Origin of the sequence: Stenotrophomonas sp. NLF4-10 (genome assembly GCF_022359915.1) — a bacterium.
Lineage (GTDB): Bacteria > Pseudomonadota > Gammaproteobacteria > Xanthomonadales > Xanthomonadaceae > Stenotrophomonas > Stenotrophomonas daejeonensis.
Window position 1 is genome coordinate 1,763,876 of sequence record NZ_JAKSEE010000003.1, and the last position, 25,573, is coordinate 1,789,448.

The following is a 25,573-nucleotide window of genomic DNA, read 5'->3' on the forward strand; positions in this document are numbered from 1 at the left end:
ATATGCGCCTCGGCCTGAAACTTTTCCTCGGTTTCTTCCTGATCGTCGGCATTGCCGCGTTCTTCGTGATGCGGGTGTTCGTCGGCGAGGTGAAGCCCGGCGTGCGCCAGGCGATGGAGTCCACGCTGGTCGACGCGGCCAACGTGCTGGCGGTGATGGCCGCACCCGACCTGAAGGCCGGGCGCATGGCCGATGGTGATTTCGCCGCGCAGCTGGCCGCCGCGCAGCGGCGCGATCCCGGGGCGATGGTGTGGCGCTTTCCCAAGCGCAGCATCGACTACCGGGTCACCGTGACCGATGCGCGCGGCATCGTGGTGTACGACTCGCGCGGGCAGGACGTGGGCCGCGACAACTCGCGCTGGAACGACGTCTACCGCACCCTGCGCGGTCAGTACGGCGCGCGTTCCAGCCCCGAGGTGCCCGGCGACGAGACCCGCACGGTGATGCACGTGGCCGCGCCGGTGTACGACCCGGGTGATGGCAGGACCTTGATCGGGGTGCTCACCCTGGCGCAGCCCAACGACAGCATCGCCCCGTTCATCGCCGCCAGCCAGCGCGCCATCGTCGCGCGCGGGGCATGGCTGATCGGCCTGTCGGCGCTGATCGGGTTGCTGATGACGTGGTGGCTGGCGCGCGGCATCGGCGGCTTGAGCCGCTATGCCAGGGCGGTCAGCGCCGGCGAGCCGGTGCCGCCGCCGAAGCCGCGCCGCGACGAGATCGGCGAGCTCGGGCAGGCGCTGGAAACCATGCGCCGCAAGCTGCAGGGCAAGGCCTACGTCGAGCAGTACGTGCAGTCGCTGACGCACGAGATGAAGAGCCCGCTGGCGGCGATACGCGGTGCCGCCGAGCTGCTGCAGGAGCCGTTGCCGGAAGCCGAGCGGCAGCGCTTCGCCGCCAACATCGCGCAGCAGGAACGGCGCCTGACCGAAACCATCGACCAGTTGCTGCGGCTGGCCGAGGTGGAGCAGCACGGCTGGCTGCAGCACCGCGCGGCGCTGGACCTGTGTGCGCTGTGCCGGCAACTGGCCGAGGAGGCCGGGCCGCGCCTGCAGGCGGCGCGGCTGCGGCTGGAGTGCGAACTGCCCGGACGCGCGCCGGTGCAGGGCGATACGTTCCTGCTGCGGCAGGCGCTGGGCAACCTGCTGGACAACGCCATCGCGTTCTCGCCGGCCGGCGCGACCATCCTGCTGCGGGTGCGGCGGCAGGACGCGGGCTGGGAGGTGACGCTGGCCGATGCAGGCCCGGGTGTGCCGGACTATGCGCTGGAGCGGGTGTTCGAGCGCTTCTATTCGCTGGCGCGTCCCGACAGCGGCCAGCGCAGCTCCGGGCTGGGGCTGCCGTTCGTGGCCGAGGTGGCGCGCCTGCATGGCGGGCGGGCGTGGTTGCGCAATCGCGCCGAAGGCGGCGCGGAGGCGAGTCTGTGGTTACCAACGACGTAGGTGCCGGGCTTGCCCGGCACGGGGCTTCACCGGGAAAGCTTCATGCGGGGCAAGCCCCGCATCTACGCCAGTGGCGAGGCAGTCCCTATGCAGGGCTGTCGACGAAAGCCGGGTGGTCGGCCCGTGGCCGGCCCAGGTGGTAGCCCTGCACCATGTCCACGCCCATCTCGCGCAGCATCTGCAGGGTCGCCTCGTCCTCGACGAATTCGGCCACGGTGAGCTTGCCCATGCCGCGCGCCACCTCGATGATGGCGCGCACGAACACCTGGTTGTCGCGTTCGTCCGGCAGGTTGCGGATGAACATGCCGTCGATCTTGAGCACGTCGGCCTGCAGGTTCTTGAGGTAGGCGAAGGACGAGAAGCCGGTGCCGAAGTCGTCCAGGCAGATCGGGCAGCCGGTGTCGCGCAGGGCGGCGATGAAGCGCGCGGCGTCGCCCATGTCCGAGACCGCCGAGGTCTCGGTCAATTCCACCAGCAGGCGGCGCGGCTCGACGTGGTGCTGCCGCAGCTGGCTGGCGATGTATTCCGGCAGCTCGGGGTCGTCGAAGGAGCGGCCGGAGATGTTGACGGCGATGGCCGGCAGTTGCGGGTGGGCGGCCAGCAGGCGGATGCTTTCGCGGATCACCCAGCGGTCGATCTCGAGGATCTTGCCGCTCTTCTCGGCCGGCTCGATGAATTGCGCGGGCATGACGAGCCGGTCGGGGCTGGCTTCGTCCACCATGCGGATCAGGGCTTCCAGGTGCGCCAGCCGGCCGTCGCCGGCATGGTGCACGCCCTGGAAGTGCAGGCGCAGCAGGTCGTGTTCCAGTGCCCGCGCGATGCGGTCGTTCCAGGCCAGGCGGGTGGCCATTTCCCGCGAGCTGTCGCGGTCGGGGCGGTACACGTTCCAGCGGTTCTTGCCCAGGTGCTTGGCCTGGTACATCGCCGCGTCGGCGTGGGCGACCAGGTCCTGGGCGTTGTCGGCGTGGCCGGGGCAGTGGGCGATGCCTAGGCTGGTGGTCAGGCGCACGGTCTGCTCGTGCAGGCACAGCGGCGTCTGCGCGATCCGCTGCACGATGCGTTCGGCCAGGTGGCGGGCGTCGTCCAGGCTGGCGTGCGGCATCAGCACGGCGAATTCGTCGCCGCCCAGCCGGAACAGGGTTTCGCCGGCGCGGACCAGCGTGCGGATCTCGATCGCCATGCGCCCGAGCACGCTGTCGCCGGCGCGGTGGCCGTAGGTGTCGTTGATGTACTTGAACTCGTCCAGGTCGAAGAACAGCAGGGCGACCTGGCTCGGCGTGCGCTCGGCATCGTGGAAGAAGCGGGCAAGCTCGTCCTCGAAACGGCGCCGGTTGTAGAGGTTGGTCAGCGGGTCGTGCTGGGCCAGGCGCACCAGCTGCTCGGCGGTGCGGCGCTCCTCGGTCACGTCCTCCTGTACCCACAGCCGGCCGATGTAGTGGCCCTGCGCGTCATGCACCGGGTAGGCGTTGTGCATGATGATGCGGTTGTCGTGCAGGCGGATTTCCAGCTGCCGGGAGGCGTCCGGCGAGGCGATGGCGTCTTCCAATCGTTCCAGCACCGCCTGCGGGTCGACCATCTGTGCCCGCGCCGCTTCCAGCCCTTCGTGGGTGGTCTGGCCGATCAGCGTCCTGCTCGCAGGCAGTTTCCACATCGCCAGCATGGCGGCGTTGCAGTAGGTCACCCGGTTCTCGTTGTTGACGAACAGGATGCCCAGGTCCATCGCCCCGAGCAGCGCCAGCAGGCGCGCGCGCTCCTCTTCCAGCCGGGTCATGAACTGGCGGCGCTCGTCCACCTCGTTCTGCAGGGCCTGCGCATGGGCCGCCTGCAGGGAGCGCTGCTGCACCAGTTCGCCGACCATGTCGTCGAACGCGCCGGCCAGGCGGCCCAGCTCGTCGTCGCCCTGCATGGCGATCGGCGTGGGCTCGCCGCCCTGGCCCAGTTCGTCGACCGCGCGGGTCAGGCGGTCCAGCGGCACCGCGAACAGCGAATGCACCCGCCGGCGCAGCAGCCACGTCGCCGGCAGCAGGCAGATGATGCCGAAGCCGGACAGGGCCAGCAGCCCCCACATCAGCAGGTGGTTCACCCGCGCCTGCGGCAGCAGGTAGACCTGGTACCAGCCCGGCCCGTGGATCTTCGACCAGGCCACCCACTGGCTGCCGTCGGGGGAGCGCCCGGCGCCGCTGTCGGCGCCGGATTGGCGGATCATCCGGTGCGCCTGCGCCAGCAGCGGGTCGTCGAGGGTGGACAGGCGCAACTGGCCGTCGGCGGCGGCGATGCGCTGGCGCAGGCGCGGGTGGGCGATCAGGTCGCCGCCGGCGCTCATGACCAGTTGCGTGCCCTGGTCCGCGTCGCCGCCATCGGCGCTCCGGTCGACCAGCGTCTGGATCGAGACGTCGTGCCCCAGCGTGCCGGCCCAGCGCCCCTGCCAGTCCAGCGGCTTGATCACCGATACCATCCACGTATGGGCCTGCTCGTCGAGGTAGACCGGGGTCCAGAACAGCGTGCGCTGCGGGTTGCGGCGCGGGTCGGCGCCGAGCATCGTCGGGTAGCCGGTGTTGGTGGCGCTGGCGTCCGCGCCGCTGCCCCAGTCCACGCCGGGCGAATACACCATCAGCCCGTCCTCGACGAAATCCATGTAGACCGAGAAGAACGGCGGCGCCAGCGCCGGCCCCTGTTCGCGCAGCAGGTCGTAGGCGATGACCGCGCGCAGCCGCGCCGATTCGTCCAGCCCCTGCGGTGGCTGGTGCAGGTAGAGGGTGGGGGCGTGATCGGGGTCCACGTGCTCGGGGCGCAGCCGCCACAGGCCGTCGGCGTTGCGTGCGAACAGCGTGTCGAAGCGGGCGAGGGCGTCGGCGTGGTCGGCGGCTTCCAGCCGCCGCAGCAACTCGCGGTGCAGGCGCCGCACGCTTTGCTCGGCTTGCAGGAACAGCCCTTCGCTGGCCCGCGCGCGCAGTTCGACGGTGTGCTGCGCCACCAGCGGCACCACCTTGTCGGCGGCCATGCGCATGGCCAGGTAGCCGAGGGCGGAAAGCAGCAGGAGGAGGGTGAGGAACAGGCCCCAGATGCTCAGTGACAGCCGGTGGATCAGCGAAGCGCGGGGCCGTGGGTGCAGCACGTGGGGTTCCTTCGGGGGAATGGAATGCTGGACGACCGGAAGCGCATGAATACGCATTCATACTATGCTGCACGGGCAGCCGCAAGCATCCGAGAGCATTTGCGATTGACTTTGTGCCGCGCTGTATCCGCGCGACTTCACGCCCACTTCAAATTCGCCACAAACCCCGCTCACCGACCGCGCCGAAGCTGCTCCCGTTTCCACACGAGGACGGGACATGAATTCCATGAAGCTGTTGTTGCGGTTCGCCATCGTCGGCGGGCTGGTGGTGTTGCTGCTGGTGCCGCTGCTGCTGATCCGCGGCACGATCAACGAGCGCGAGCGCTACCGCGACCAGGCCATCGAGCGGGTGGCGCAGAGCCGGGCCGGCGAGCAGTCGCTGGTGGGGCCGGTGCGGGTGCTGCCGTGGACGCAGCAGCGCGAGGTCGAGGTGGTCGACGCCGGCGGCCTGCGCAAGACCGAGCTGCAGACCGAGCGCGGCTACGAGCTGCAGATGCCCCGGCAGCTGCGGGTACAGGGCGATATGCGCCCGGACGAGCGCCGCATCGGTCTGTTCCGGGTGCCGGTGTACAGCTGGCATGCGCGGGTGCAGGCCGAGTTCGACGACCTGCCCTATGCGGCGGTGCCCGGCCGCCACTACGAGCAGCCCTATCTGGCGCTGGGCATCGCCGACGTGCGCGGCCTGGTCGGCACGCCCAACCTGCGCGTGGATGGCCGCGCGCTGGCCCTGCAGGCCGGCTCCGGCGTGCTGGAGGCGAACAGCAAGGGCCTGCATGCGCCGCTGGCGCCGCAATTCGATGAGCGCGGCGGCACGTTGGCCGACGGCCGCAAGGTCGAGCTGGAATTCGTGCTCGACGGTACCCGCTCGCTGTCGGTGGTGCCGGTGGGCGACGACACCCGCGTGGCGCTGTCCTCGCCGTGGCCGCACCCGCTGTTCGGCGGCAGCTTCCTGCCCAACGAGCGCAGCATCGACGATGCCGGCTTCAAGGCCGAATGGGCGGTGTCCTCGCTGGCCTCGGCGGCGCAGGCGCAGTTGCGCCGGGACCTGGTGGCCGACGCGGCGGTCGAGTCGCTGCAGGTGGCGCTGGTCGACCCGGTCGATGTCTATACCCAGGCCGACCGCGCCAGCAAGTACGGCATCCTGTTCGTGCTGCTGACCTTCGTCGGCTTCGTGCTGTTCGAGCTGATCAAGCGCCTGAAGATCCACCCGCTGCAGTACCTGCTGGTGGGGCTGGCGCTGGCGATCTTCTTCCTGCTGCTGCTGAGCCTGTCCGAGCACGTCCCGTTCCTGTGGGCCTACCTGGCCTCGGCGGCCGCGTGCATCGGCCTGCAGGGCTTCTACCTGAGCGGCGCGCTGCACAGCTGGAAGCGCGGGCTGGGGTTCTCGGCGATGCTCACCCTGCTGTACGGCGTGCTCTACCTGCTGCTGGATTCGGAGAACAACGCGCTGCTGCTGGGCTCGCTGCTGCTGTTCGGCATCCTCGCGGCGATCATGTGGATCACCCGCAAGGTGGACTGGTACGACGTCGGCGGCAGCCTGCGATGAACCCCATGCGCCTGCGCATCAGGCTCCTGCGGCGGCTGCGGCAATGGCTGCCGCCGGGGCTGGCGGAAAAGGTGGCGCTGGCCGAGCCGGGCGCAGGCTGGTCCGGTTCGCCGCTGGCGCGACTGGCGCTGGGAACTGGCGGCAGCGGCCGCCTGCGCCTGCGGCTGGAGCATGGGGTCGCGGCGGCGATCCGCCGGCGGGGCATGGAGGGCCTGCCGGCCGCGCCGGACTGGGGCGGCTGGCAGCCACTGGGCCGTCGCCGGCTGCACTTCAAGGCGGTCCGGCCGGAAGGGCAGGTGTTGCTGCTGGATGCGCTGCACGAATGCGTATGGCTGCTGTGGCGCGAACCATCGCCGGTGCGGATGAACCGGAAATATTGAGTGCCGTCGAGCGCTTCTCCCCCGAGGGAACGGGGGAGAGCGTTGCACCGTAGGTCGGGGTTACACCCCCGGCGGTCGCAGACTCGAAGCGTCGGGGGTGTAACCCCGACCTACGGCACAGGCGGCCATAACGAAAAACGGCACCTTCGCGGTGCCGTTCTTCATGAAGCCAGGCGCATCGATCAGAACTTCGGGTCGAACTCGGCGGCGTGGCCGGTGTTGACGATCACCTTCTGCAGCGCCTCGCAGACCTTCAGGTTGCCGGCGACGACCTGCTGGGCCTCCGGGCCCTTGTCGTCCATGCGCGCCAGCGTGGCGCCGCGGTAGTTGCAGGCCTTGCCGCCGGCCTCGCGCACCAGCAGCACCCCGGCGGCGATGTCCCACGCCTTCACCCCGGCCTCGAAATAGGCGTCGGCGCGGCCGCAGGCGACGTAGGCCAGGTCCAGCGCGGCCGAGCCGGTGCGGCGGATGTCCTCGGCCTGCGCCAGCAGCGCCTCGACGGTCTTGAGCTGGCTGCCGGCCCGGGCGCGCTCGCGCGGGGCGAAGCCGGTGTGGATCGTCGTGCCTTCCAGGTCCTTGCGCTCGGCCACGCGGATGCGGCGGTCGTTCAGCACCGCGCCGTTGCCGCGCGAGGCGGTGAACAGCTCGTTGCGCAGCGGGTCGAAGATCACCGCGTCGGTCGGCTCGCCGTTCTCGACCAGGGCGATGGACACGCAGTAGTGCGGGAAGCCGCGCAGGTAGTTGCTGGTGCCGTCGAGCGGGTCGATCACCCACATCTGCCGGCCGCTGCCCTGCACGCCGCCTTCCTCGCCGTAGATGCCGTAGTCGGGGTAGGCGCGCTTGAGTTCCTTGACGATAACCTTCTCGGCGTCGGCATCCACCTCGCTGGCGTAATCCATCCGGCCCTTCTGCACCACGTTCAGCGCTTCGAGCTTGTTGATGTTGCGCAACAGGACGTTGCCGGCGAGGCGTGCGGCCTTGACCATGACGGTGACGGCGGGTTTCTGCATGGCGGAAGGCTCCCGGGGAGGCGAAAGGATGGATTGGCGGGGGAAAAGAGCGGTGCCGGCGCGCTGGCCGGCCGCGCAGTTTACCATCTGCGGCTGTCCCGCTCCTGACTTTCGCCCGCCATGCCGTCCTCGCCGCCCCGCACCGCCCGCATCCGCTTCGTCCTCGTCGGTACCCAGCACCCGGGCAACATCGGTGCCGCGGCCCGGGCGATGAAGACGATGGGCCTGTCGCGGCTGGTGCTGGTGGCGCCGGAAAAGCCGCTGGACGAGGTGGCCTACCGCCGCTCGGCCGGCGCCGAGGACGTGCTCGGCGACGCCCCGGTGTTCGCCACGCTGGCCGAGGCGGTGGCCGATTGCCGGCTGGTGCTGGGCTGCACCGCGCGCTCGCGCCGCGTGCAGCTGGAGGAACTGCTGCCGGAGGTCGCCGGCCAGCGCGCCGTGGCCAGGGCCGCCGAACCGGCCGAGGTGGCCTTCGTGTTCGGCCGCGAGCGCACCGGCCTGAGCAACGACGAACTGCAGCTGTGCCACGCCGCCGTGCACATCCCGTCCAACCCGGAATTCAGCTCCTTGAACCTCGCCGCGGCCGTGCAGGTGCTGGCCTACGAGGTGCGCATGGCCGGGCTGGAGGGCGTGGCGCCGGCACCGGCCGGGCCGGGCCACGGCGAGGCAGCGGCCAGCCATGCCCAGATCGAAGGGCTGTTCGGGCAGCTGGGCGATACCCTCGAACAGATCGACTTCCACAAGGGCCGCGCGCCGGAGTCGGCGATGCGCAAACTGCGGCGGTTGTTCATGAAGGCCGAGCTGTCCGAGCAGGAGGTGCGGCTGCTGCGCGGCATCCTCTCCGACGCCCAGCGCATGGCGCGGCTGGCGACGGACGGGAAAAACTGAGAACTGCGTCATCCGGGGAAAATTTTCGGCTAGTCTTTGCGGACACTCTTGGGGAGTTGCCGGTTTGCACGTTTCACGATGGCTCCGGGGAGCCGTGTTGTTGTTGTCCGTCGCGTTGCCGGTGGTGGGGCTGGCGGCCGATCGTTCGGTACTGGTGCTGGGGCGCCTGAGCGACGATCCGAAATCCCATTACGAACAATTGAAACCGTTGCTGGACTACGTGGTCCCGCGGATGCGCGACGTGGGGATCGTCGAGGGCCGCATCCTGATGGCCAAGGACCTGCAGCAGATGGCCAGCTACCTGCGCCGCGGCCGGGTGGACTGGGTCACCGAGACCTCCGGCACCGCGATGGCCCTGCGCCAGCGCAGCGGCGCCGAGCCGCTGCTGCTGACCGAACGCAATGGCGTGGCGCGCTACCACAGCGTGTTCTTCGTCCGCCGCGACAGCCCGGTCAACACCCTGGAGGACCTGAAGGGGCGCACGCTGGCGATGCAGAGCGCGTGGTCCACCAGTTCCTACCTGGTGCCGGCGATGGAGCTGCTGGCCCGCGGCATCCGCCCGGAGATACTGCTGACGCCGCAGGACACGCCCACCGCCGACACCGTGGGCTACGTCTTCGCCCGTTCCGAGCTGAACATCTCCACCTACGTGCACAAGCGCGTGGTCGATGCCGGCGTGATCAGCAACATCGACTGGCAGAACGAGCAGCGCATGCCGGCGGTGTTCCGCCGCGACATGCGGATCCTGTACGAAAGCGCGCAGGAAGTGCCGCGTGCGGTGGAAATGGTGCGCACCGGGCTCGACCCGGCGGTGCGCGCGCGGTTGCAGGAAGTGCTGCTGGAAGCCAGCCACGACCCGGTCGCCGGCCCGGCGCTGCACAAGTTCTTCGGCACCACCGCCTTCCACCGCATCGACCCGGCCAGCCAGCAGGCGCTGGAACGCCTGCGCGGTGGCCTGGCGCGGGTGCGCCTGGAGGTGGAATGAAACCGCTGCGCTTCGGATTGCAGGCCCGTTTCCTGTGCGTGGCCGCCGCGGTGATGCTGGTGGTGGTGGCGATCGTCGCGGCGCTGCTGGCGGGGCAGGCGGCGACCCAGCGCGAGGTATTGCGCGCCAGCAACGGCGTGGTCGACCAGGTATTCGACCGCAGCGCCCGCGAGCAGGGCACCGCGCTGGCCACGTCGCTGGCCGATGCGCTGGTCAACCCGCTGTATTTCTCCGACCTGGATGCGGTCGGCGCGCTGGTGCGCAGCACCGCCAGCCAGAACGCGGTCAGCTACGTGCTGGTGCACGATACCGAGGGCCGTCTGCTGCACGACGGCTCCATCGAGGTGGCCGGCTACGGCCGGCAGATGCAGGACCCGCTGGCGGCGGGGGCGGTGGCGGCCGATGCACTGAAGGTGCAGGAGTCGTCGATGGTGCTGGAGGTGGACGTGCCGATCCGCATCGGCGACCAGCGCATCGGCGGGCTGCGGGTCGGCATGGACCTGGTGCCGGTGCGCGCGCAGCAGGCCGAGACGATGGCGATGCTGGAGCGCGGCGCGAACAAGGCCAACCGCCGGCAACTGCTGTGGCTGGGGCTGGTGATGCTGGCGCTGGTCGGGCTGGTCAGCCTGCTGGCGCTGTACGTGCAGCGCACGCTGGTGCGGCCGGTGCGCTGGCTGGGCGACGCCACCCGGCGCATCGAGGCCGGCGACTACCAGGTGCAGCCGCAGGCAACGCGCCGCCGCGACGAGATCGGCGAACTGCTGCGCAGCTTTGGGCGCATGGGCGAGAGCATCGCCCGGCACGACCGCGAAGTGCGGCAGATGGCCTACACCGACGCGCTGACCGGGCTGACCAACCGGCTGGCGTTCCGCGAGGCACTGGACCACGAACTGCTGGGCGCGCGCACCTCCGGCCGCGGGCTGGCGCTGCTGTTCATCGACATCGACGAGTTCAAGCGGGTCAACGACACCCTCGGCCACGAGGCCGGCGACGAGGCCCTGCTGCAGTTCGCCCAGCGCATCGCCGCGCTGGTCGAGCAGGATGGCGGCAGCGACGCGCTGCTGGCCCGCTTCGGCGGTGACGAGTTCGTCATCCTGATCGGCAGCGACGCCGGCCGGGTGGAGGGCGTGGCCACGGTGCTGGCCAAGCGGCTGGTGGACGAGCTGAGCCTGCCGCTGCAGGTGCAGGACCGCGAGATCTTCCTCGGCAGCTCGATCGGCATCACCCTGTTCCCGGAGGACGCCACCGACGCCACCGGCCTGCTGAAGAACGGCGACATCGCCATGTACCAGGCCAAGCTGGCCGGCAAGAACTGCTTCCGCTACTACAGCCGCGCGCTGGACAATGCGGTGGAGCGGCGCCTGCACATGGAGCAGGAACTGCGCGGGGCATGGGAGCGCGGCGAGCTGCGGCTGGTCTACCAGCCGATCTTCCGCACCCACGACCGCGTGCTGGTCGGGGTCGAGGTGCTGCTGCGCTGGCAGCATCCGGAGCTCGGCTCGGTGCCGCCGTCGATGTTCATCGACATCGCCGAGCAGAGCGGGTTGATCCAGGTGCTGGGGCCGAAGGTGCTGCGCGCGGCCTGCCTGCAGGCCCAGCAGTGGCCGCGCAACGCGCTGGACGAGGAGCTGTTCGTCTCGGTCAACGTGTCGCCGCGGCAGCTGCGCAGCGGCGACCTGGCCGCCGCGGTCGAGGACTGCCTGCGCGAGTCCGGACTGGACGCCTCGCGCCTGCACCTGGAACTGACCGAAACCGCGGTGATCGGCGACGAGATGATGGCCGCCTCGCTGCTGGAGAAGCTGCACCGCACCGGGGTCAAGGTGTGGCTGGACGACTTCGGCACCGGCTTCTCCGGCCTGAGCCACCTGCGCCAGGTGCCGGTGGACGGGGTCAAGATCGACAAGAGCTTCGTCTCCGACCTGCAGCGCGATGCCGACGATCTGGCGCTGACCACGGCAATCATCGCGATGGCGCACGCGCTGGGGATCACGGTGGTGGCCGAGGGCATCGAGCAGCAGGCCCAGTTCGACTTGCTCAACCAGCGCGACTGCGACCTGGTGCAGGGCTACTGGCTGGCCAAGCCGCTGAGTTCGGACGAACTGGTCGGGCTGCTGCAACCGGCGCGCCGGTAACGGCGCGCCCGCCTGCGGCTGTTGCAGAAGTGCCGCAATCCGTAGGTCGGGGCTACGCCCCCGACGCTCCGCACATCGGGCATGAAGCCGTCGGGGGCGTAGCCCCGACCTACGGCCTGACCGCGCAATCCTGCTTCGACCGAGCCGTAGGTGCCGGGCAAGCTCCGCATCCACGACGCATCGGTTTCTGCAACACCCCGGTGGGTGCCGACCGTTGGTCGGCACTATCGGCACGATTGCGGTAACACCCCGACGCTACGTGCCGACACCCGACCAACGGTCGGGTGCCACAGGGTTCACGATGCGGATGCCTGCAACGGGCGCTTGCCGGTGTCGCCGGCGACCTCGCGCACCAGCTTCGGCACCAGGTAACCGGACAGCCGTGCCATCAGCTGCGCATGCAGCGCCAGTGCGCGTTCGTCGTCCACTTCAAAGTGGGCCACGCCCTGCACCCGGTCCAGCTGGTGCAGGTAGTAGGGCAGCACCCCGGCGGCGAAGCTGCGCTCGCTCAGCGCCGCCAGCGCCTCGACGTCGTCGTTGACCCCGCGCAGCAGCACCCCCTGGTTGAGCAGTTGCGCGCCGACGCCGCGCAGGCGGGCGAGGGCGGCATCGACGTGGGCGTCGAACTCGTTGGCGTGGTTGGCGTGGATCACGAACGCCAGCGGCCACGGCAGGCCGGCCAGCCATTGCAGCAGTTCGTCGTCCACCCGCTCCGGCAGCACCACCGGCAGGCGGCTGTGGATGCGCAGACGGCGGATGTGCGGGATGCCGGCCAGCGCGTCGGTCAGCTCGGCCAGCTTGGGCGTGGCCAGCGACAGCGGATCGCCGCCGGACAGGATCACCTCGTCGATCGTCGGGTCGGCGGCGATGGCCGCCACCGCCTCCCGCCAGCCGCCCTTGGCGGCGTTCTCGCCGGCATAGTCGAAATGGCGGCGGAAGCAGTAGCGGCAGTTGATCGCGCAGCTGCCGGTGGCGACCAGCAGCGCGCGGCCGCGGTATTTCTGGATCACCCCGGTGCTCTTCTTCGCCGCGCCGTCGCCGACCGCGTCGAGGCTGAACCCGGGCGCCAGCCGCATCTCGGCATCCACCGGCAGCACCTGCCGCAGCAGCGGGTCGGCCGGGTCGCCGCGGCGCATGCGGGCGACGAAACCGCGCGGCACCCGCAGCGGGAACTGCGCCAGCGCCGCATCGGATACACCCAGGTCGGCGGCCTCCAGCCCCAGTGCGGCCAGCAGTTTGGCCGGGTCGCGCAGCGCCTGTCGCCACAGTGCCTGCCAGCGGGGGGCGGGCAGCGGGACGGGGGTTTGCTGTGGAGCGGGGGCGAGGGCTGCGGTTATCATGGGCGACCAGAAAAACAGATGCCCGCCTTCGATGGCGGGCGTTCCATTCTAATCCGGCCGCCCCGCGCGCGCCGGTTTTGCCACTTCTCAGGAGTTCCAGCATGGCCAGCTACGGCATGAACGACGTCAAGAACGGGATGAAGATCCTGGTCAACAACCAACCGGCGGTCATCATCGACACCGAGTACGTCAAGCCGGGCAAGGGCCAGGCCTTCACCCGCGTCAAGTACCGCCTGATCAAGGACGGCCGCACGCAGGAAGTGACCATGAAGTCCACCGATTCGGTCGACGCCGCCGACGTGGTCGATACCGACATGAACTACATGTACAGCGACGGCGAGTACTGGCACTTCATGGACCCGGAGACCTTCGAGCAGGTGCAGGCCGACAAGGCCGGCATGAACGGCGCCGAGAAGTGGCTCAAGGGCGAGGAGTCCTGCGTGGTCACGCTGTGGAACGGTTCGCCGATCGACGTCACCCCGCCGAATTTCGTCGAGCTGAAGATCACCGAGACCGACCCGGGCGTGCGCGGCGACACCTCCGGCGGCGGCGGCAAGCCGGCCACGCTGGAAACCGGCGCGGTGGTGCGCGTGCCGCTGTTCGTCAACCAGGACGAAGTGATCCGCGTCGATACCCGCTCCGGCGAATACTCCGCGCGCGTCAAGTAAGCCGCACGATGCAGGCGCCGCCTCCTTCGCCGCGCAGCCACCGGCTGCCGGTGCCGGGGATGCGGCGCCTGTTCGCATCCGGCGGATGCATTCCCCTGTAGGAGCGACGCCAGTCGCGACCGGGGCATTACCGGTAAAGCCCATCGCGACTGGCGTCGCTCCTACAAAAAACGAAACTCGAAGGTGAACCGGCGTGAGTGAACTCCAGCCAGAGCAGTGCGACCTCCTGATCGAAGCCGGCTACGTGGTGCCGGTCGAACCGCATGCGGTGGTGCTGGAAGACCATGCCGTGGCGGTCAACGGCGGCGTCATCGCCGCGGTGCTGCCGCGCGCCGAGGCGCGCGCGCGCTTCACGCCGAAGCAGGTGGTGTCGCGGCCGGAAGCAGCGCTGATCCCCGGCTTGGTCAACGCCCACACCCACAACCCGATGACCCTGCTGCGCGGGGTGGCCGACGACCTGCCGCTGATGACGTGGCTGCGCGAGCACATCTGGCCGGTGGAAGCGGCGGTTATCGGCCCCGAGTTCGTCGCCGACGGCACCACCCTGGCGATCGCCGAGATGCTGCGCGGCGGCACCACCTGCGCCAACGAGAACTACTTCTTCGCCGACGTGCAGGCTGCCGTCTATAAAAAGCACGGTTTCCGTGCGCTGGTCGGCTCGGTGATCATCGATTTCCCCAGTGCCTGGGCGAAGAGCGACGACGAATACTTCGCCCGCGCCGGCGAACTGCACGACCAATGGCGCGGCGATGCGCTGATCGGCACCGCGTTCGCGCCGCATGCGCCGTACACGGTGAACGACGCCAACTTCGAGCGGGTGCGCATGCTGTCCGACCAGCTCGACATCCCGGTGCACCTGCACACCCACGAAACCGCGCAGGAAATCGAGGACTCGCTCAAGCTGCACGGCCAGCGCCCGCTGGCGCGGCTGGATCGCCTTGGTTTGGTCAACGACCGCCTGATAGCGGTGCACATGACCCAGCTCACCGAAGGCGAGATCCACCTGTGCGCCGAGCGCGGCGTGCACGTGGTGCATTGCCCCGAGTCGAACCTGAAGCTGGCCTCCGGCTTCTGCCCGGCCTGCGCGCTGCTGCGCGCGGGCGTGAACCTGGCCATCGGCACCGACGGTTGCGCCAGCAACAACGACCTGGACATGTTCAGCGAGAACCGCACCGCGGCGATCCTCGCCAAGGCGGTGGCCAACGACGCCACCGGGCTGGACGCGGCCACCACGCTGCGCGCGGCCACGCTGGGCGGCGCGCGCGCGCTGGGCTTCGGCGACAAGATCGGCTCGATCGAGGTCGGCAAGCAGGCCGACCTGGCCTGCGTGGACCTGTCGGCGCTGGAAACCCAGCCGCTGCACCACGTGCTGTCGCAACTGGTCTATGCCGCCGGCCGCCACCAGGTCAGCGACGTGTGGATCGCCGGCCAGCCCAGGCTGGTGCAGCGCGAACTGGTCGGCATGGACGTGGCGGCGATCACCGCCAACGCGCGCCAGTGGCGCGACCGTATCCGTTCCAGCCGCGCCTGACGCGGCGGTTCCAAGAGGATCCCGAAATGACCGCAACTTCGACGTCCAACAACTTCGATCAGGCCGAACTGGACAAGTTCGCCGCGCTGGCCAACCGCTGGTGGGACGCCGATGGCCCGCAGAAGCCGCTGCATGCGCTCAATCCGGTGCGGTTGCGCTATGTCGCCGAGCGCGCCGCGCTGCGGGGGGCGAAGGTGCTGGACATCGGCTGCGGCGGCGGCCTGCTCAGCGAGGCGCTGGCGAAAGAGGGCGCGCAGGTCACCGCCATCGACCTGGCGCCGGAACTGGTCAAGGTCGCGCGCCTGCACGGGCTGGAATCGGGTGTGCAGGTCGATTACCGGGTGCAGTCGGCTGAGGACCTGGCTGCCGACCAGCCCGGCGCATTCGACGTGGTCACCTGCATGGAAATGCTGGAACACGTGCCCGACCCGGGCGCGATCGTCGGCGCCTGCCAGCGCCTGCTCAAGCCCGGCGGCAAGCTGTTCCTGTCCACCATCAACCGCACCCCGGCCGCGTTCGCGGTGGCGGTGGTCGGCGCCGAATACATCGCCCGGCTGCTGCCCAAGGGCACCCACCATTACCAAGATTTCATCAAGCCGGCCGAACTGGGCGCGTGGCTGCGCGAGGCCGGGCTGCAACTGCAGGACGTCAGCGGCATGGCCTATGAACCGTGGCGCAACCGCGCGCGGCTGGGCCGCCGCACCGACATCAACTACTTGGCCTTCGCGGTCAAGCCGGAACAGGCATGACCGCAGCGTCGTTCCCGGCGGCGGTGCTGTTCGACCTGGACGGCACCCTGCTCGACAGCGCGCCGGATTTCGTCGTCACCCTAGACCAACTGCGGCAAGCGCGTGGCCTGCCTCCGGTGGCACCGACGCGCGTGCGCGAGGTGGTGTCGAAAGGTTCGCGGGCGATGCTGGGCGCTGCGTTCCCGCAGCTGGATGCCGCCGCGCGCGATGCGCTGGTGCCGGCGTTCCTCGACACCTACGAAGCGCTGATCGGCCAACATGCACGGCTGTTCGACGGCATCGCCGAGATGCTGCAGGCGCTGGAACAGGCCGGCAGCCGCTGGGGCATCGTCACCAACAAGCCCGAGTACCTGGCGCAGCTGATCCTGCCGCAACTGGGCTGGGAGCGGCGCTGCGCGGTGTTGATCGGCGGCGACACCCTGGCCGAGCGCAAGCCGCACCCGCTGCCGTTGCAGGTGGCCGCGCAGCGCATCGGTGTCGCCCCGGAAGCCTGCGTCTATGTCGGTGACGACGAGCGCGACATCCTGGCTGCGCGCGCGGCTGGCATGCCCTCGGTGGCGGCGTTGTGGGGCTATCGGCTGGAGGGCGACGACCCGCTGGCATGGCAGGCCGACCGCCTGTGCGAACAACCGCAACAACTCTGGCAGGCGGCCGCGTGGCCGGCGACGGCCTGAAGTCCCGACGATCCGAGGTATGACGTGAGCAGTGCGCTGGACAGCTTCCTGGGCAAATGGCAGCAACGCTGGCCGGAATGGGCGTTCGTGGAGCGCTTCGTCGCCGCAGCGGACCGGACCCGGGCGGTGGCATGGTTCGCGCTGCTGCAGGAGTTCGACGACATGCTCAACATCAGCGGCGACCCGCTGCCGAGCAACGCCAAGCTCGGCTGGTGGGGCGAGGAGCTGCGCAGCTGGGCCGGGCAGCGCTCGCGGCACCCGCTCGGGCGGGTGCTGGAGCCAGTGCGGGCACCGTGGATGCAACTGGCCGAGGCGTTGCCGGACTTGATCGAGGCGCGCGAGCCCGCACCCGACCCGGCGCAGGCGCGCCGCGCGTTGCAGAGCTTTGCCGAAGCGGTGGCGGCGGTGGAAGCGGCGCTGTTCGATGCCCCGTTGCAGCCGCATGCCGCCGGCGCGGTGTTGACGCAGGTGCTGGCGCAGCGGGTGCAGGAACTGGGCGCCGCGGTGGTGCCGGCTGGCGCGGGCGGCGAGCATGAATGGCAGCAGGCGCTGCTGGCGCAATGGCCGGCGCGCGTGGCCGGCCCGCGCCCGCGCCGGCTGCTGGCCGCGTTGGCGCGCGGCCGCCTGCAGGCCCGGTTGCGCGGTGGCGAGTACCAGCCGAGCCCGGCCGGGCTGCTGTGGCGCGCATGGTGGGCCGCGCGCGGCTGATCCGCGCATGACCCCGGCTGGCGCCATCACCCTTCGGAGCGGCTGGCGCCATCGCGATCCCGCGGGTAATGCCTGTCGAGCGGGAATGGCGGCAGCCACGCTTCGCGGCGGATCGTCCACAGCTCGTAGGTCGGCCGCAACTGGTCGGGACCATCCAGCGACCCGAGGTTCACCTCGATCTCGTCCCCGCTGCAGCCGAACACCGACGAGCCGCAACGTGGGCAGAAGTGGCGCCCGGCGTAATCGCGGGTTTCTCCCTGCACCACCACCGCGTCGCGCGGGAATACCGCCGAGGCATGGAACAACGCGCCGTGGTGCTTGCGGCAGTCCATGCAGTGGCACAGGCCGACCCGGTAGGGGCGGCCGGAGGCCAGCAGCCGCACTTCGCCGCGCAGGGAACCCCCGCTGAACCGTTCCATTCATGTCTCCTTGGAGGGCATGGCCCGCCATGCGTTCCGGGATCTTTATTGAATCAGGTGGCGTGGAGGAGGGTTGCTTTCGGCGTTCCGCGCCAGGCGGGAGATGCGGCGCGACCAATGATGAAGAACGCGCCGCCGCGCGCCTGTATGGCGAACGACGGGCTGTCGCCTTCCATTACTTTCCACGCTCCAGCACCAGCAGCGGATCGATCCGCACATCGAACCAGTTCATCCCCCAATGCAGGTGCGGCCCGGTCGCGCGCCCGGTGGCGCCGACCGCGGCGATCACCTGTCCTTGCCCGATGCGGTCGCCGACCTTCACGTCGATGCGCGACAGGTGCAGGAAGTTGGAGCTGATGCCGTAGCCGTGGTCGAGCACCACGGTGCCGCCGGTCAGGTACAGGTCCGGGTCGGCGAAGGTGACGACACCGGCGGCCGGTGCCTTCACCGGGGTGCCGGCCGGCACGGCGATGTCCATGCCCGAATGGCCGGCGCCGGGCTGGCCGTTGTAGACGCGGGCGTTGCCGAAGCGGCCGCTGATGCGGCCCTGCACCGGCCAGGCGAAGGTCTGGGTGAAATCGGTGCGGGCGTCGTCGCGCTGGCGCGCGGCGGTGACCCGCGCCTGTTCGCGGGCGATGCGCTCGGCGATCGCCAGCGGCGGGTTCACCGTCTTCGGCGGCACGCCGTCGACCCGCTCCAGTGGCCAGTCGCGGGCGGTGACGGCGATGGCCGCGGTTTCGCTGCTGCCGTCCGGGCGCCGTACCTGCACCTGCAACGGTCCCTTCTCGTCGCGGCCGATGCCGAACACCACGCTGCCGTAGCCGCTCACCCGCAGGTCGCGGCCGGCGTAATGCACCGTGCTGCCGGCCGGCACCTTGCCGATCACCATCGCCCCCTGCGAGGCACTGGCCGGGAACACGATGCGGTTGTCGATCAGTTCGCCGATGCCGTCCTGGGCGTGGCCGGGCAGGGCCGGGAGCAGGGGGGCCAGCAGCACCCCGGCCAGCAACGCGCGGCGCATCAGCGGTCGAAGGTCAAGCGCCGGCCGGCCGGCTGGCCGACCAGTTCGCGGCCGTTCCATACCTGCTGGCCGTTGACCCAGGTGGAGGCGATGCGCGAGCGGAAGGTCATGCCTTCGAACGGCGACCACGCGCACTTGGACAGGATGTCCTCGCGCTTGACCGTGAACGGGATGTCCTCCACCAGCACCAGGTCGGCGAAACAGCCTTCGCGCAGGAAACCGCGCTGCTCCACGTCGAACAGCTGCGCCGGGGCGTGGGCGAACTTCTGTACCACCTGTTCGATGCGCAGCTTGCCTTCGTGCACCAGCTCCAGCGCGGCCACCAGCGCGTACTGCACCAGCGGCAGGCCCGAGGGCGCCTGCGGGTAGGGCTTCTGCTTCTCCTCCCAGGTGTGCGGGGCATGGTCGGTGGCCAGCACGTCGATCACGTCCTCGACCAGCGCGGCGGTCAGCGCCTGGCGGTCGCTGGCCTCCTTGATCGCCGGGTTGCACTTGATCAGGTTGCCCAGCCGCGCGTAATCACCGCGGTCGAAGCGCAGGAAGTGGATGCAGGTTTCGGCGGTGATCTGCTTGCGGCTGCCGTCGGCGCGGATCAGCGGGCCCTTCTCGAACAGCGCCAGCTCGTCGGCGGTGGAGATGTGCAGCACGTGCAGGCGGGTGCCGTGCTTCTTCGCCAGCGAGGTGGCCAGCAGCGAGGACTTCAGGCAGGCCTCGCGCGAGCGGATGTCCGGGTGCTGTTCGGCGCTGAGCGCGTCGCCGTATTTCTCGGCGAACGCTTTCGCGTTGGCGTCGATCATCGGCGTGTCTTCGCAGTGGGTGATGATCGGCGTCGGCGCATCGCGGAAGATCGCGTCCAGCGTTTCCGGGTTGTCCACCAGCATGTTGCCGGTGGAGGCGCCCATGAACACCTTGATGCCGGGCGCGGTCTTCGGGTCCAGCGTCTGGATGTGCTCCAGGTTGTCGTTGCTGGCGCCCATGTAGAAGCCGTAGTTGCCCCAGGCGCGGCCGGCGGCGGCGTCGTACTTGGCCTGCAGCGCCTGCGCGTTCAGGGTGGGCGGGTTGGTGTTGGGCATGTCCATGAAGCTGGTCAGGCCGCCGGCCACGGCCGCGGCCGATTCGGTGGCCACGTCGCCCTTGTGGGTCAGGCCCGGTTCGCGGAAGTGCACCTGGTCGTCGATCATCCCCGGCAGCAGCCAGCGCCCGGCGGCGTCCACCACCTCCTCGCCGGCACGCGTGGCCAGCCCGTCGCCGATCTGCGCGATGCGGCCGTTCTCGATGCGCAAGTCGCCGTCGAAGGTGCGGCCTTCGTTGACCATGCGGGCATTGGTGATGAGCGTGGAGGACATGTCAGTGTTTTCCTGTGCAGCGGCAAGAAGGGGAGTCGGCCTTGCCGGGAACCGGATCGAAGCCGCCGGGGTGGAGCGGGTGGCAGCGCCCCAGCCGGCGCAGCGTGAGCCAGCAGCCGCGCAGTGGACCGTGCACGGCGATGGCGTCCATCGAATATTCGGAACAGCTGGGGACAAAGCGGCAGCGCTGCCCGAGCAGGGGGCTGATGAAGCGCTTGTAGAAGCGCAGCAGGGCGATGAGGAGGCGGCCAATCACCCACGCATCATATGCCAGCTGGCATTGCCCAAGGATTTGTCGCACGATGCCGGGCAGGCCGGAGGGCGCACGTCGCGCTTTCCACCGCCTGCCGGGCGTGCTGGCTGCGCCCGGTCACGTTCCGAGCTGCGCGAAACGGTCCGGTGGCGTCAGAGGGCCGTTTCGGCGCGGATTGGGCATCCGTTAACGTCGGGGCGGCCGCGCGGTTGCCGCTGCTGGCCGGGTAGGCTATAAAAGCCCGCTTTCCCGGGCCCCGGGGGAACAAGGAAGAGCGTTTCGTGGCTGCTAAAAAACCTGCAAAAAAGGCCGTCAAGGTCGCCAAGAAAACCGCCAAGCCTGCCGTGAAGAAGGCGGCACCCAAGCCGGTGGCGAAGAAACCGGTCGCCAAGGCGGCCAAGCCCGCGGCGAAGAAGGCACCCGCCAAGAAGGCGGCGGCCGTCAAGTCGCCGGCGAAAAAAACCGCGCCCGTGAAGAAGGCCGTGGCCAAGAAGGTGGCTGCCGCCAAGGCACCGGTGAAGAAGGTGGCCAAGGCCGCCGCCAAGCCGGCCAAGGCAGTGGCCAAGGTCGCCAAACCTGCCGCCAACAAGCCCGCAGCCAGGAAGGCCGCGGAGAAGGTGCCCGCCCGCAAGGTCGCCGCTCCCGCCAGCAAGCCCGTTGCCAAGTCCGTACCGAAACCGGCCACCAAGCCGGTGTCGGCCAAGCCTGTCCCGGCCCCCGCCGCCAAGAAGGCCCCCGCTCCGGCTCCCGCGCCGGCGGTGGCGAAGCCGGCGGCCAAGGCCCCGCAATCCAAGAATCCCGTGCCTGTTTCGAAATCCCCCGCAAAAACCGCCGTCAAACCTGTCAAGCCTGCTGCTCCCGTTGCCGTCCGCCCGGTCGGCAAGGTCGCCGTCGCCGTCACCGCACGCTCGACCGCCCCGGCGCCGCGCAGCAAGCACAAGGTGGTGGAGTACAAGACCGACGAGGCCACCGGCCGGCCGATCCTGCCGCCTGGCTACAAGCCCTCGGCGGACGAGGAATACATGAGCCCGCTGCAGCAGGAGTATTTCCGCCAGCGCCTGCAGGGCTGGCGCGCCGACCTGGTCGAGGAGTCCAAGCAGACCATCGAGAACCTGCGCGAGGAAGTGCGCGACATCGGCGACGAGGCCGAGCGCGCCACCCGCGAGACCGAGAACTCGCTGGAACTGCGCACCCGCGACCGCTACCGCAAGCTGATCGGCAAGATCGACAGCACGCTCAAGCGCCTGGAAGCCGGCGACTACGGCTACTGCGTGGACACCGGCGAGGAAATCGGCCTGGACCGCCTGGAAGCCCGCCTCACCGCCGAGCGCACCATCGATGCGCAGGAGCGCTGGGAGCACATGCAGAAGCAGCAGGGCGACTGAGCCGCCATAGTCCGGCCTTCCGCACTGGCCCCGCGCTTTGCGCGGGGCTTTTTTGTCGGCGCTTGCGGCGTAGGTCGGGGCTACGTCCCCGACGCTTCACACATGAAGCCATCGGGGACGTAGCCCCGACCTATATCCTTCCGTTTCGAGGGCAGGCCGAGATTTCGAGGAAAACCTCAGCTCCTACCGGTTCCCCATGAATGCGGGGCCGGCTCAAGGCTGCGCCGTCAATCTTCACGCATCATGCTGGCCGGGAGAGCCCCGTGCATGCCGGTTGCAGCCAAAATCTGGCCCAAGGGCGGAATGCGTTCGCATGCCACCTCCGATATCCCGGCGCGTGGTCGCGGTGGCGCGCCTGTCGGGAGGCAGTGCTACGGCGAAGCGGTTGCCGGCAGCGGGAACTCCACCATCGCAGGCACGCTCAGCAGCACCTTGGAACGGTACTGCCCGTTGTAGACATCTTCTTCCTTGACCACGACGCGGCGCTGCTTGTCGATCCAGAACCGCTGGTAGTTGCCGCTGCCTTCCATGCCGCTCTCGGTTTCGACCAGCCAGCAGTCGTAACGCGTGCCGCCATCGCCGCCGACGAGGGTGCGTTCGCCGATGACCGTGTAGTCGACGTCCATCGGTGCCGGCATGCCCACGTCGAACAGGTGGACGCGCAGGGTGCCACCTCGCTCGTATGGCAGCAGCGGCAGCAGGGCGAGGTCGGAATGCCAGTTGAACCACCAGCCGTCCTTCATCGTCGCGAAACCGCTATCCATTGCCATGCGACGTTCGGCAGGAAGCTCGCCCTCTATCGTCCCTTGGCCATCGGCGGGCACCACCGTGGTCGTGAACGAGCCGGTCGGACGGTTCCAGGTGGAGGTCTGCGCCAATGTCGCCAGATCACCGGCGGCGTGCACGGTGCGTGCCGTGTGGGTGACGCCGGCTTCATTCTCCCAGGTCTGCTCGATCACCCAGGCATCCGCGCCATCGATACGCTCGCGGGTGACCTTCGACGTGGCCAGCGTCGTGCGGCTGATGCCGGAGCCGGCCGGGCCGTGGTTGTAGACCAGATAGGTCGCGGTACCGGGCTGCAGACGGTCGATGTGCAGGTCGGCGGCGGTGACTGTCGCAAGAGCGAGGCCAAGGGCGAGGAGCATGGGTGTTCCGGGTTGGAGGTTGCCATATTCGATCGCGCCACCCGGGCCGGGGGCGAGTGTCTGCGGGCAGGGTGTCGATGGTCATATGGTCATGATGCTGCTGACGCATCGTGCGGGGCATGCGGGCAGGGCCGGCTTGGACTTGAACTCTGCTTCAAGATCAGGGGGCGGTTGCCCGCGCAGGCGCCCGGCCTAGACTGGCGCCCCCCCTCCGTGCCGTTCACCGTGAAGTCCATGCCCCAGCGTTTGCCTTACCGACTCGGTTGCCCGTCATGGAACGAGCCGGCCTGGCGGGGCGGTTTCTATCCGGCCGGCATGCGCCCGGCCGACAGCCTCGGCCACTACGTGCGCACGTTCAACGCGGTGGAGGGCAACACCACCTTCTACGCCCGCCCGGCGCCGGCCACCGTGCAGCGCTGGGCCGCGACGATGCCGGCCGATTTCCGCTTCTGCGCCAAGCTGCCGCGCGACATCAGCCACGAGGGCGACCTGCGCGAGCAACTGGACGCCACCCATGCCTTCCTCGAACTGCTGGCGCCGCTGGCCGGCCGGGTCGCGCCGTGCAGCTGCCGGCCGGCTTCGGCCCGGCGCGGCTGCAGGAACTGGCCGCGTGGCTGGATCACTTCGGCAGGCGCGAGCTGGCGGTGGAGGTGCGCCACCCGGCCTTCTTCGCCCGGGGTGACGAGGAGCGCGCGCTCAATCGCCTGTTGCACGCGCGCGGTGTGGAGCGCATCTGCTTCGATGCGCGGGCGCTGTTCGCCTGCACGGCGGACACCCCGGCGGTGCGGCATGCGCAATCGAAGAAGCCGCGCCTGCCGGTGCGCGCGGCCGCCTTCGGCCGCAGCCCGCAGGTGCGCTTCATCGGCGGCCCGGCGCTGGAGGCCAACCAGCCGTGGCTGCTGCCGTGGGTCGGGCAGGTCGCAGACTGGATCGAGCAGGGGCTGGTCCCGCACGTGTTCCTGCATACGCCGGACAACCACCTCGCCGCTGCGCAGGCATTGCGCTTCCATGCCCTGCTGCGCGAACGCCTGCCGGGGTTGCCGGCATTGCAGGCGCCGGCAACGGTTGCGCCGCAGCCGGGCCTGTTCTGACGGTTATTGCAGGTCGCGCAGGTTCAGGCGGCGCAGCTGCGGCGCCTTCCATGCGGTGACGCCGGCCACGCCCAACACCGCGCAGCCGCCGACCACCACCGCCGGTACCAGCCCCAGCAGCCGCGCCATGCTGCCGGCGTAGAACGCGCCCAGCTCGTTGGACGAGCTGATGAAGATGCCGTTGATCGACGACACCCGCCCGCGCATTTCGTCCGGCGTCGCCAGCTGCAGGATGGTCGAGCGCACCACCACCGACACGCCGTCGCAGGCGCCGTAGAACAGCAGCACCGCCGCCGACAGCCAGAAGTGCTGCGACAGGCCGAAGCCGATCACGCACAGGCCGAAGCCGGCCACCGCGAACAGCAGCGTGCGCCCTGCGTTGCGGTGCAGCGGGTGCCGCGCCAGCCACAGGCCGACGCAGACCGAGCCCAGCGCCGGCGCCGCGCGCAGGATGCCCAGCCCTTCCGGGCCGTAGTGCAGGATTTCGCGGATGAAGGCCGGCAGCATCGCCACCACGCCGCCGAGCAGCACCGAGAACATGTCCAGCGCCATCGCCCCGAGCATGATCTGGTTGCCCAGCACGAAGCGCGCGCCTTCGGCGATGCTGGCGAAGATCGGCGCGCGGGTCGGCGGCGGTGGCGGTTCGTCCACCTTCAACAGGGCCAGCGCGGCCATCGCCAGCATCGCCATGCCCGTCGCCACGCCATAGGCCAGGCTCTTGCCGCCCCAGCCGACCAGCGCGCCGCCCAGCGCCGGGCCGATCACCATGCCGGCCTGGAACACCACGCTGCCGAAGCCGGCGCCGCTGGCGAACTGCTCGCGCGCCAATACCCGCGCGAACAGCGCGTTGTAGATCGGCGAGAGGAAGGCGCGGACCATGCCGGTCAGGGCGATGGCCAGGTAGATCGGCCACACGCCCTCGAACGGCAGGCCGCCCATCGCCACGGCCACCAGCACCGCGGCGGTGGCGACCAGGCCGAGGCAGGCGACCATGCCCAGCCTGCGCCGCGGCAGGTGGTCGACCAGGTAACCGGCGAACGGCGCCACGCAGAAGTAGGGCAGCACCTCGGCCAGGCCGATCAGGCCCAGCGAGAACGGATTGCGGGTGATCTCGTAGATGTGCCAGCCCACCGTGACCGCGACGATCTGGTAGGACAGCATCGCGGTGATGCGGTAGGTGAGCAGCGCGGCGAAGCCCGGCTGGCGCAGCAGCGCGCCGATGCCGTGCCGGGTGGTGGTGCTCACGCCTGCTGCGACCGCGCGGTGTCGCGGATGAAGGCCAGCATCGACGCCAACCCGTTGCTGCGGGTGGGCGAGAGGTGCTTGGCCAGGCCGATGGCGGCCACGTAGTCCGGTTCGGTGGCGAGGATCTCGGCGGCCGGGCGGCCGGAGTAGACGCGCAGGGCCAGGTAGATCAGCCCGGAGACGATGGCCGAGTCGCTGATGGCATGGAACACCAGCCGCCCGGCGTTGCCTTCCGGCACGATCCACACCAGCGACTGGCAGCCGTGCAGGCGGTGTTCCTCGACCTTCCATTCATCGGGGAACGCCGGCAGCTTGCGGCCGAGGTCGATCAGGTACTGGTAGCGCTCGGACCAGTCGCCGAAGAAGGAGAACTCCTCGGCGATGGCGGCCTGCGCTTCGGCGGCGGTGGGTTCGAGCGGGAAGGGGGAGTCGGTCATCTCGGTTCTGCATTGAGCCCCCCTCCCATCGGGAGAGGGGTTGGGGTGAGGGGCGAGCGAAGCCAT

Annotated in this window: 23 protein-coding genes and 1 pseudogene; 13 read left to right on the forward strand and 11 right to left on the reverse strand. The window is 69.8% G+C overall.

Annotation, left to right across the window (positions count from 1 at the left end; all coding sequences use genetic code 11):
* The first annotated feature begins 2 nt into the window (after positions 1-2).
* Positions 3-1,439 (forward strand): two-component system sensor histidine kinase CreC, encoded by a 1,437-nt coding sequence (gene creC / locus MIC98_RS08295; RefSeq protein ID WP_239738102.1) that lies wholly within the window; start codon positions 3-5, stop codon positions 1,437-1,439.
* A gap of 85 nt (positions 1,440-1,524) precedes the next feature.
* On the opposite strand, the gene MIC98_RS08300 is transcribed toward creC, so the two are convergent.
* Entirely contained in the window at positions 1,525-4,554 is a 3,030-nt protein-coding gene (locus MIC98_RS08300; protein WP_239736809.1) for an EAL domain-containing protein, read from the reverse strand.
* Between the two features lie 217 nt (positions 4,555-4,771).
* On the opposite strand from MIC98_RS08300, the gene creD reads away from it, so the two are divergent.
* A complete protein-coding gene (creD, locus tag MIC98_RS08305) occupies positions 4,772-6,100 on the forward strand; it encodes a cell envelope integrity protein CreD (RefSeq protein ID WP_239736810.1) in 1,329 nt (442 codons plus the stop codon).
* Positions 6,097-6,480 carry a hypothetical protein gene (locus MIC98_RS08310; RefSeq protein WP_239736811.1) on the forward strand — a complete coding sequence of 128 codons (384 nt, stop codon included), beginning with the start codon at positions 6,097-6,099 and terminating at the stop codon, positions 6,478-6,480. The genes creD and MIC98_RS08310 overlap by 4 nt, the downstream gene beginning before the upstream one ends.
* 182 nt (positions 6,481-6,662) lie before the next feature.
* On the opposite strand, the gene MIC98_RS08315 is transcribed toward MIC98_RS08310, so the two are convergent.
* The gene (locus MIC98_RS08315) at positions 6,663-7,490 is read right to left on the reverse strand and encodes an inositol monophosphatase family protein (RefSeq protein ID WP_239736812.1); all 828 of its coding nucleotides are present in this window, start codon (positions 7,488-7,490) and stop codon (positions 6,663-6,665) included.
* A gap of 120 nt (positions 7,491-7,610) precedes the next feature.
* Between MIC98_RS08315 and MIC98_RS08320 the strand changes: the two genes are divergently transcribed.
* From MIC98_RS08320 to MIC98_RS08330, 3 genes are all read left to right on the forward strand, one after another.
* Positions 7,611-8,378, forward strand: coding sequence for an RNA methyltransferase (locus MIC98_RS08320; protein ID WP_239736813.1), 768 nt, complete (start codon positions 7,611-7,613; stop codon positions 8,376-8,378).
* Between the two features lie 94 nt (positions 8,379-8,472).
* The gene (locus tag MIC98_RS08325) at positions 8,473-9,363 is read left to right on the forward strand and encodes a phosphate/phosphite/phosphonate ABC transporter substrate-binding protein (RefSeq protein WP_239736814.1); all 891 of its coding nucleotides are present in this window, start codon (positions 8,473-8,475) and stop codon (positions 9,361-9,363) included.
* Positions 9,360-11,495 (forward strand): EAL domain-containing protein, encoded by a 2,136-nt coding sequence (locus MIC98_RS08330; RefSeq protein ID WP_239736815.1) that lies wholly within the window; start codon positions 9,360-9,362, stop codon positions 11,493-11,495. The genes MIC98_RS08325 and MIC98_RS08330 overlap by 4 nt, the downstream gene beginning before the upstream one ends.
* Positions 11,496-11,791: 296 nt before the next feature.
* Here MIC98_RS08330 and epmB read toward each other — a convergent pair whose 3' ends face one another.
* A complete protein-coding gene (gene epmB, locus MIC98_RS08335; RefSeq protein WP_239736816.1) occupies positions 11,792-12,835 on the reverse strand; it encodes an EF-P beta-lysylation protein EpmB in 1,044 nt (347 codons plus the stop codon).
* Between the two features lie 101 nt (positions 12,836-12,936).
* Here epmB and efp point away from each other — a divergent pair, with 101 nt between their 5' ends.
* The 5 genes from efp (at position 12,937) to MIC98_RS08360 (ending at position 17,165) form a co-directional block, all read left to right on the forward strand.
* The gene (gene efp / locus MIC98_RS08340; RefSeq protein WP_057641545.1) at positions 12,937-13,503 is read left to right on the forward strand and encodes an elongation factor P; all 567 of its coding nucleotides are present in this window, start codon (positions 12,937-12,939) and stop codon (positions 13,501-13,503) included.
* A 193-nt stretch (positions 13,504-13,696) separates the two neighbouring features.
* Positions 13,697-15,034 carry a TRZ/ATZ family hydrolase gene (locus MIC98_RS08345; RefSeq protein WP_239736817.1) on the forward strand — a complete coding sequence of 446 codons (1,338 nt, stop codon included), beginning with the start codon at positions 13,697-13,699 and terminating at the stop codon, positions 15,032-15,034.
* 26 nt (positions 15,035-15,060) lie between these two features.
* On the forward strand, positions 15,061-15,783 hold the full coding sequence (gene ubiG, locus MIC98_RS08350) for a bifunctional 2-polyprenyl-6-hydroxyphenol methylase/3-demethylubiquinol 3-O-methyltransferase UbiG (protein WP_239736818.1): 723 nt from the start codon (positions 15,061-15,063) through the stop codon (positions 15,781-15,783).
* Positions 15,780-16,457, forward strand: a complete 678-nt coding sequence (locus tag MIC98_RS08355) for a phosphoglycolate phosphatase (RefSeq protein ID WP_057641548.1) — start codon at positions 15,780-15,782, stop codon at positions 16,455-16,457. Before ubiG ends, MIC98_RS08355 begins: the two co-directional genes overlap by 4 nt.
* Before the next feature lie 24 nt (positions 16,458-16,481).
* Positions 16,482-17,165, forward strand: a complete 684-nt coding sequence (locus MIC98_RS08360; protein WP_239736819.1) for a phytoene/squalene synthase family protein — start codon at positions 16,482-16,484, stop codon at positions 17,163-17,165.
* A gap of 26 nt (positions 17,166-17,191) precedes the next feature.
* Here MIC98_RS08360 and MIC98_RS08365 read toward each other — a convergent pair whose 3' ends face one another.
* Genes MIC98_RS08365 through yidD form a run of 5 tightly spaced genes read right to left on the reverse strand, consistent with a single transcriptional unit; the run spans position 17,192 to position 20,225 of the window.
* Positions 17,192-17,584: a GFA family protein gene (locus tag MIC98_RS08365; RefSeq protein ID WP_239736820.1), complete on the reverse strand. Its 393-nt coding sequence runs from the start codon at positions 17,582-17,584 to the stop codon at positions 17,192-17,194.
* A 53-nt stretch (positions 17,585-17,637) separates the two neighbouring features.
* On the reverse strand, positions 17,638-17,760 hold the full coding sequence (locus tag MIC98_RS17040) for a hypothetical protein (protein WP_275452845.1): 123 nt from the start codon (positions 17,758-17,760) through the stop codon (positions 17,638-17,640).
* Positions 17,760-18,605, reverse strand: a complete 846-nt coding sequence (locus MIC98_RS08370; protein WP_239736821.1) for a M23 family metallopeptidase — start codon at positions 18,603-18,605, stop codon at positions 17,760-17,762. The genes MIC98_RS17040 and MIC98_RS08370 overlap by 1 nt, the downstream gene beginning before the upstream one ends.
* Positions 18,605-19,951 (reverse strand): dihydroorotase, encoded by a 1,347-nt coding sequence (locus MIC98_RS08375; protein WP_239736822.1) that lies wholly within the window; start codon positions 19,949-19,951, stop codon positions 18,605-18,607. The genes MIC98_RS08370 and MIC98_RS08375 overlap by 1 nt, the downstream gene beginning before the upstream one ends.
* 1 nt (position 19,952) lies before the next feature.
* On the reverse strand, positions 19,953-20,225 hold the full coding sequence (gene yidD / locus MIC98_RS08380) for a membrane protein insertion efficiency factor YidD (RefSeq protein ID WP_152979606.1): 273 nt from the start codon (positions 20,223-20,225) through the stop codon (positions 19,953-19,955).
* A 260-nt stretch (positions 20,226-20,485) separates the two neighbouring features.
* Here yidD and dksA point away from each other — a divergent pair, with 260 nt between their 5' ends.
* Positions 20,486-21,589 (forward strand): RNA polymerase-binding protein DksA, encoded by a 1,104-nt coding sequence (gene dksA / locus MIC98_RS08385; protein ID WP_239736823.1) that lies wholly within the window; start codon positions 20,486-20,488, stop codon positions 21,587-21,589.
* A gap of 371 nt (positions 21,590-21,960) precedes the next feature.
* On the opposite strand, the gene MIC98_RS08390 is transcribed toward dksA, so the two are convergent.
* Entirely contained in the window at positions 21,961-22,734 is a 774-nt protein-coding gene (locus MIC98_RS08390) for a hypothetical protein (protein ID WP_239736824.1), read from the reverse strand.
* Between the two features lie 315 nt (positions 22,735-23,049).
* On the opposite strand from MIC98_RS08390, the pseudogene MIC98_RS08395 reads away from it, so the two are divergent.
* Positions 23,050-23,825: pseudogene (locus tag MIC98_RS08395) on the forward strand (DUF72 domain-containing protein).
* A 3-nt stretch (positions 23,826-23,828) separates the two neighbouring features.
* Here MIC98_RS08395 and MIC98_RS08400 read toward each other — a convergent pair.
* Positions 23,829-25,070 carry an MFS transporter gene (locus MIC98_RS08400; RefSeq protein WP_239736825.1) on the reverse strand — a complete coding sequence of 414 codons (1,242 nt, stop codon included), beginning with the start codon at positions 25,068-25,070 and terminating at the stop codon, positions 23,829-23,831.
* A complete protein-coding gene (locus MIC98_RS08405) occupies positions 25,067-25,507 on the reverse strand; it encodes a SufE family protein (RefSeq protein ID WP_239736826.1) in 441 nt (146 codons plus the stop codon). Before MIC98_RS08405 ends, MIC98_RS08400 begins: the two co-directional genes overlap by 4 nt.
* Positions 25,508-25,573 lie beyond the last annotated feature (66 nt).

Coding starts and splice junctions, on each gene's coding strand:
- MIC98_RS17040 (WP_275452845.1), bottom strand. CDS start 17,760: ATGGAAGGCGACAGCCCGTCGTTCGCCATACAGGCGCGCGGCGGCGCG.
- MIC98_RS08375 (WP_239736822.1), bottom strand. CDS start 19,951: ATGTCCTCCACGCTCATCACCAATGCCCGCATGGTCAACGAAGGCCGC.
- ubiG (WP_239736818.1), top strand. CDS start 15,061: ATGACCGCAACTTCGACGTCCAACAACTTCGATCAGGCCGAACTGGAC.
- MIC98_RS08390 (WP_239736824.1), bottom strand. CDS start 22,734: ATGCTCCTCGCCCTTGGCCTCGCTCTTGCGACAGTCACCGCCGCCGAC.
- MIC98_RS08365 (WP_239736820.1), bottom strand. CDS start 17,584: ATGGAACGGTTCAGCGGGGGTTCCCTGCGCGGCGAAGTGCGGCTGCTG.
- MIC98_RS08405 (WP_239736826.1), bottom strand. CDS start 25,507: ATGACCGACTCCCCCTTCCCGCTCGAACCCACCGCCGCCGAAGCGCAG.
- MIC98_RS08320 (WP_239736813.1), top strand. CDS start 7,611: ATGCCGTCCTCGCCGCCCCGCACCGCCCGCATCCGCTTCGTCCTCGTC.
- MIC98_RS08370 (WP_239736821.1), bottom strand. CDS start 18,605: ATGCGCCGCGCGTTGCTGGCCGGGGTGCTGCTGGCCCCCCTGCTCCCG.
- creC (WP_239738102.1), top strand. CDS start 3: ATGCGCCTCGGCCTGAAACTTTTCCTCGGTTTCTTCCTGATCGTCGGC.
- efp (WP_057641545.1), top strand. CDS start 12,937: ATGGCCAGCTACGGCATGAACGACGTCAAGAACGGGATGAAGATCCTG.
- creD (WP_239736810.1), top strand. CDS start 4,772: ATGAATTCCATGAAGCTGTTGTTGCGGTTCGCCATCGTCGGCGGGCTG.
- epmB (WP_239736816.1), bottom strand. CDS start 12,835: ATGATAACCGCAGCCCTCGCCCCCGCTCCACAGCAAACCCCCGTCCCG.
- MIC98_RS08355 (WP_057641548.1), top strand. CDS start 15,780: ATGACCGCAGCGTCGTTCCCGGCGGCGGTGCTGTTCGACCTGGACGGC.
- MIC98_RS08315 (WP_239736812.1), bottom strand. CDS start 7,490: ATGCAGAAACCCGCCGTCACCGTCATGGTCAAGGCCGCACGCCTCGCC.
- MIC98_RS08330 (WP_239736815.1), top strand. CDS start 9,360: ATGAAACCGCTGCGCTTCGGATTGCAGGCCCGTTTCCTGTGCGTGGCC.
- MIC98_RS08310 (WP_239736811.1), top strand. CDS start 6,097: ATGAACCCCATGCGCCTGCGCATCAGGCTCCTGCGGCGGCTGCGGCAA.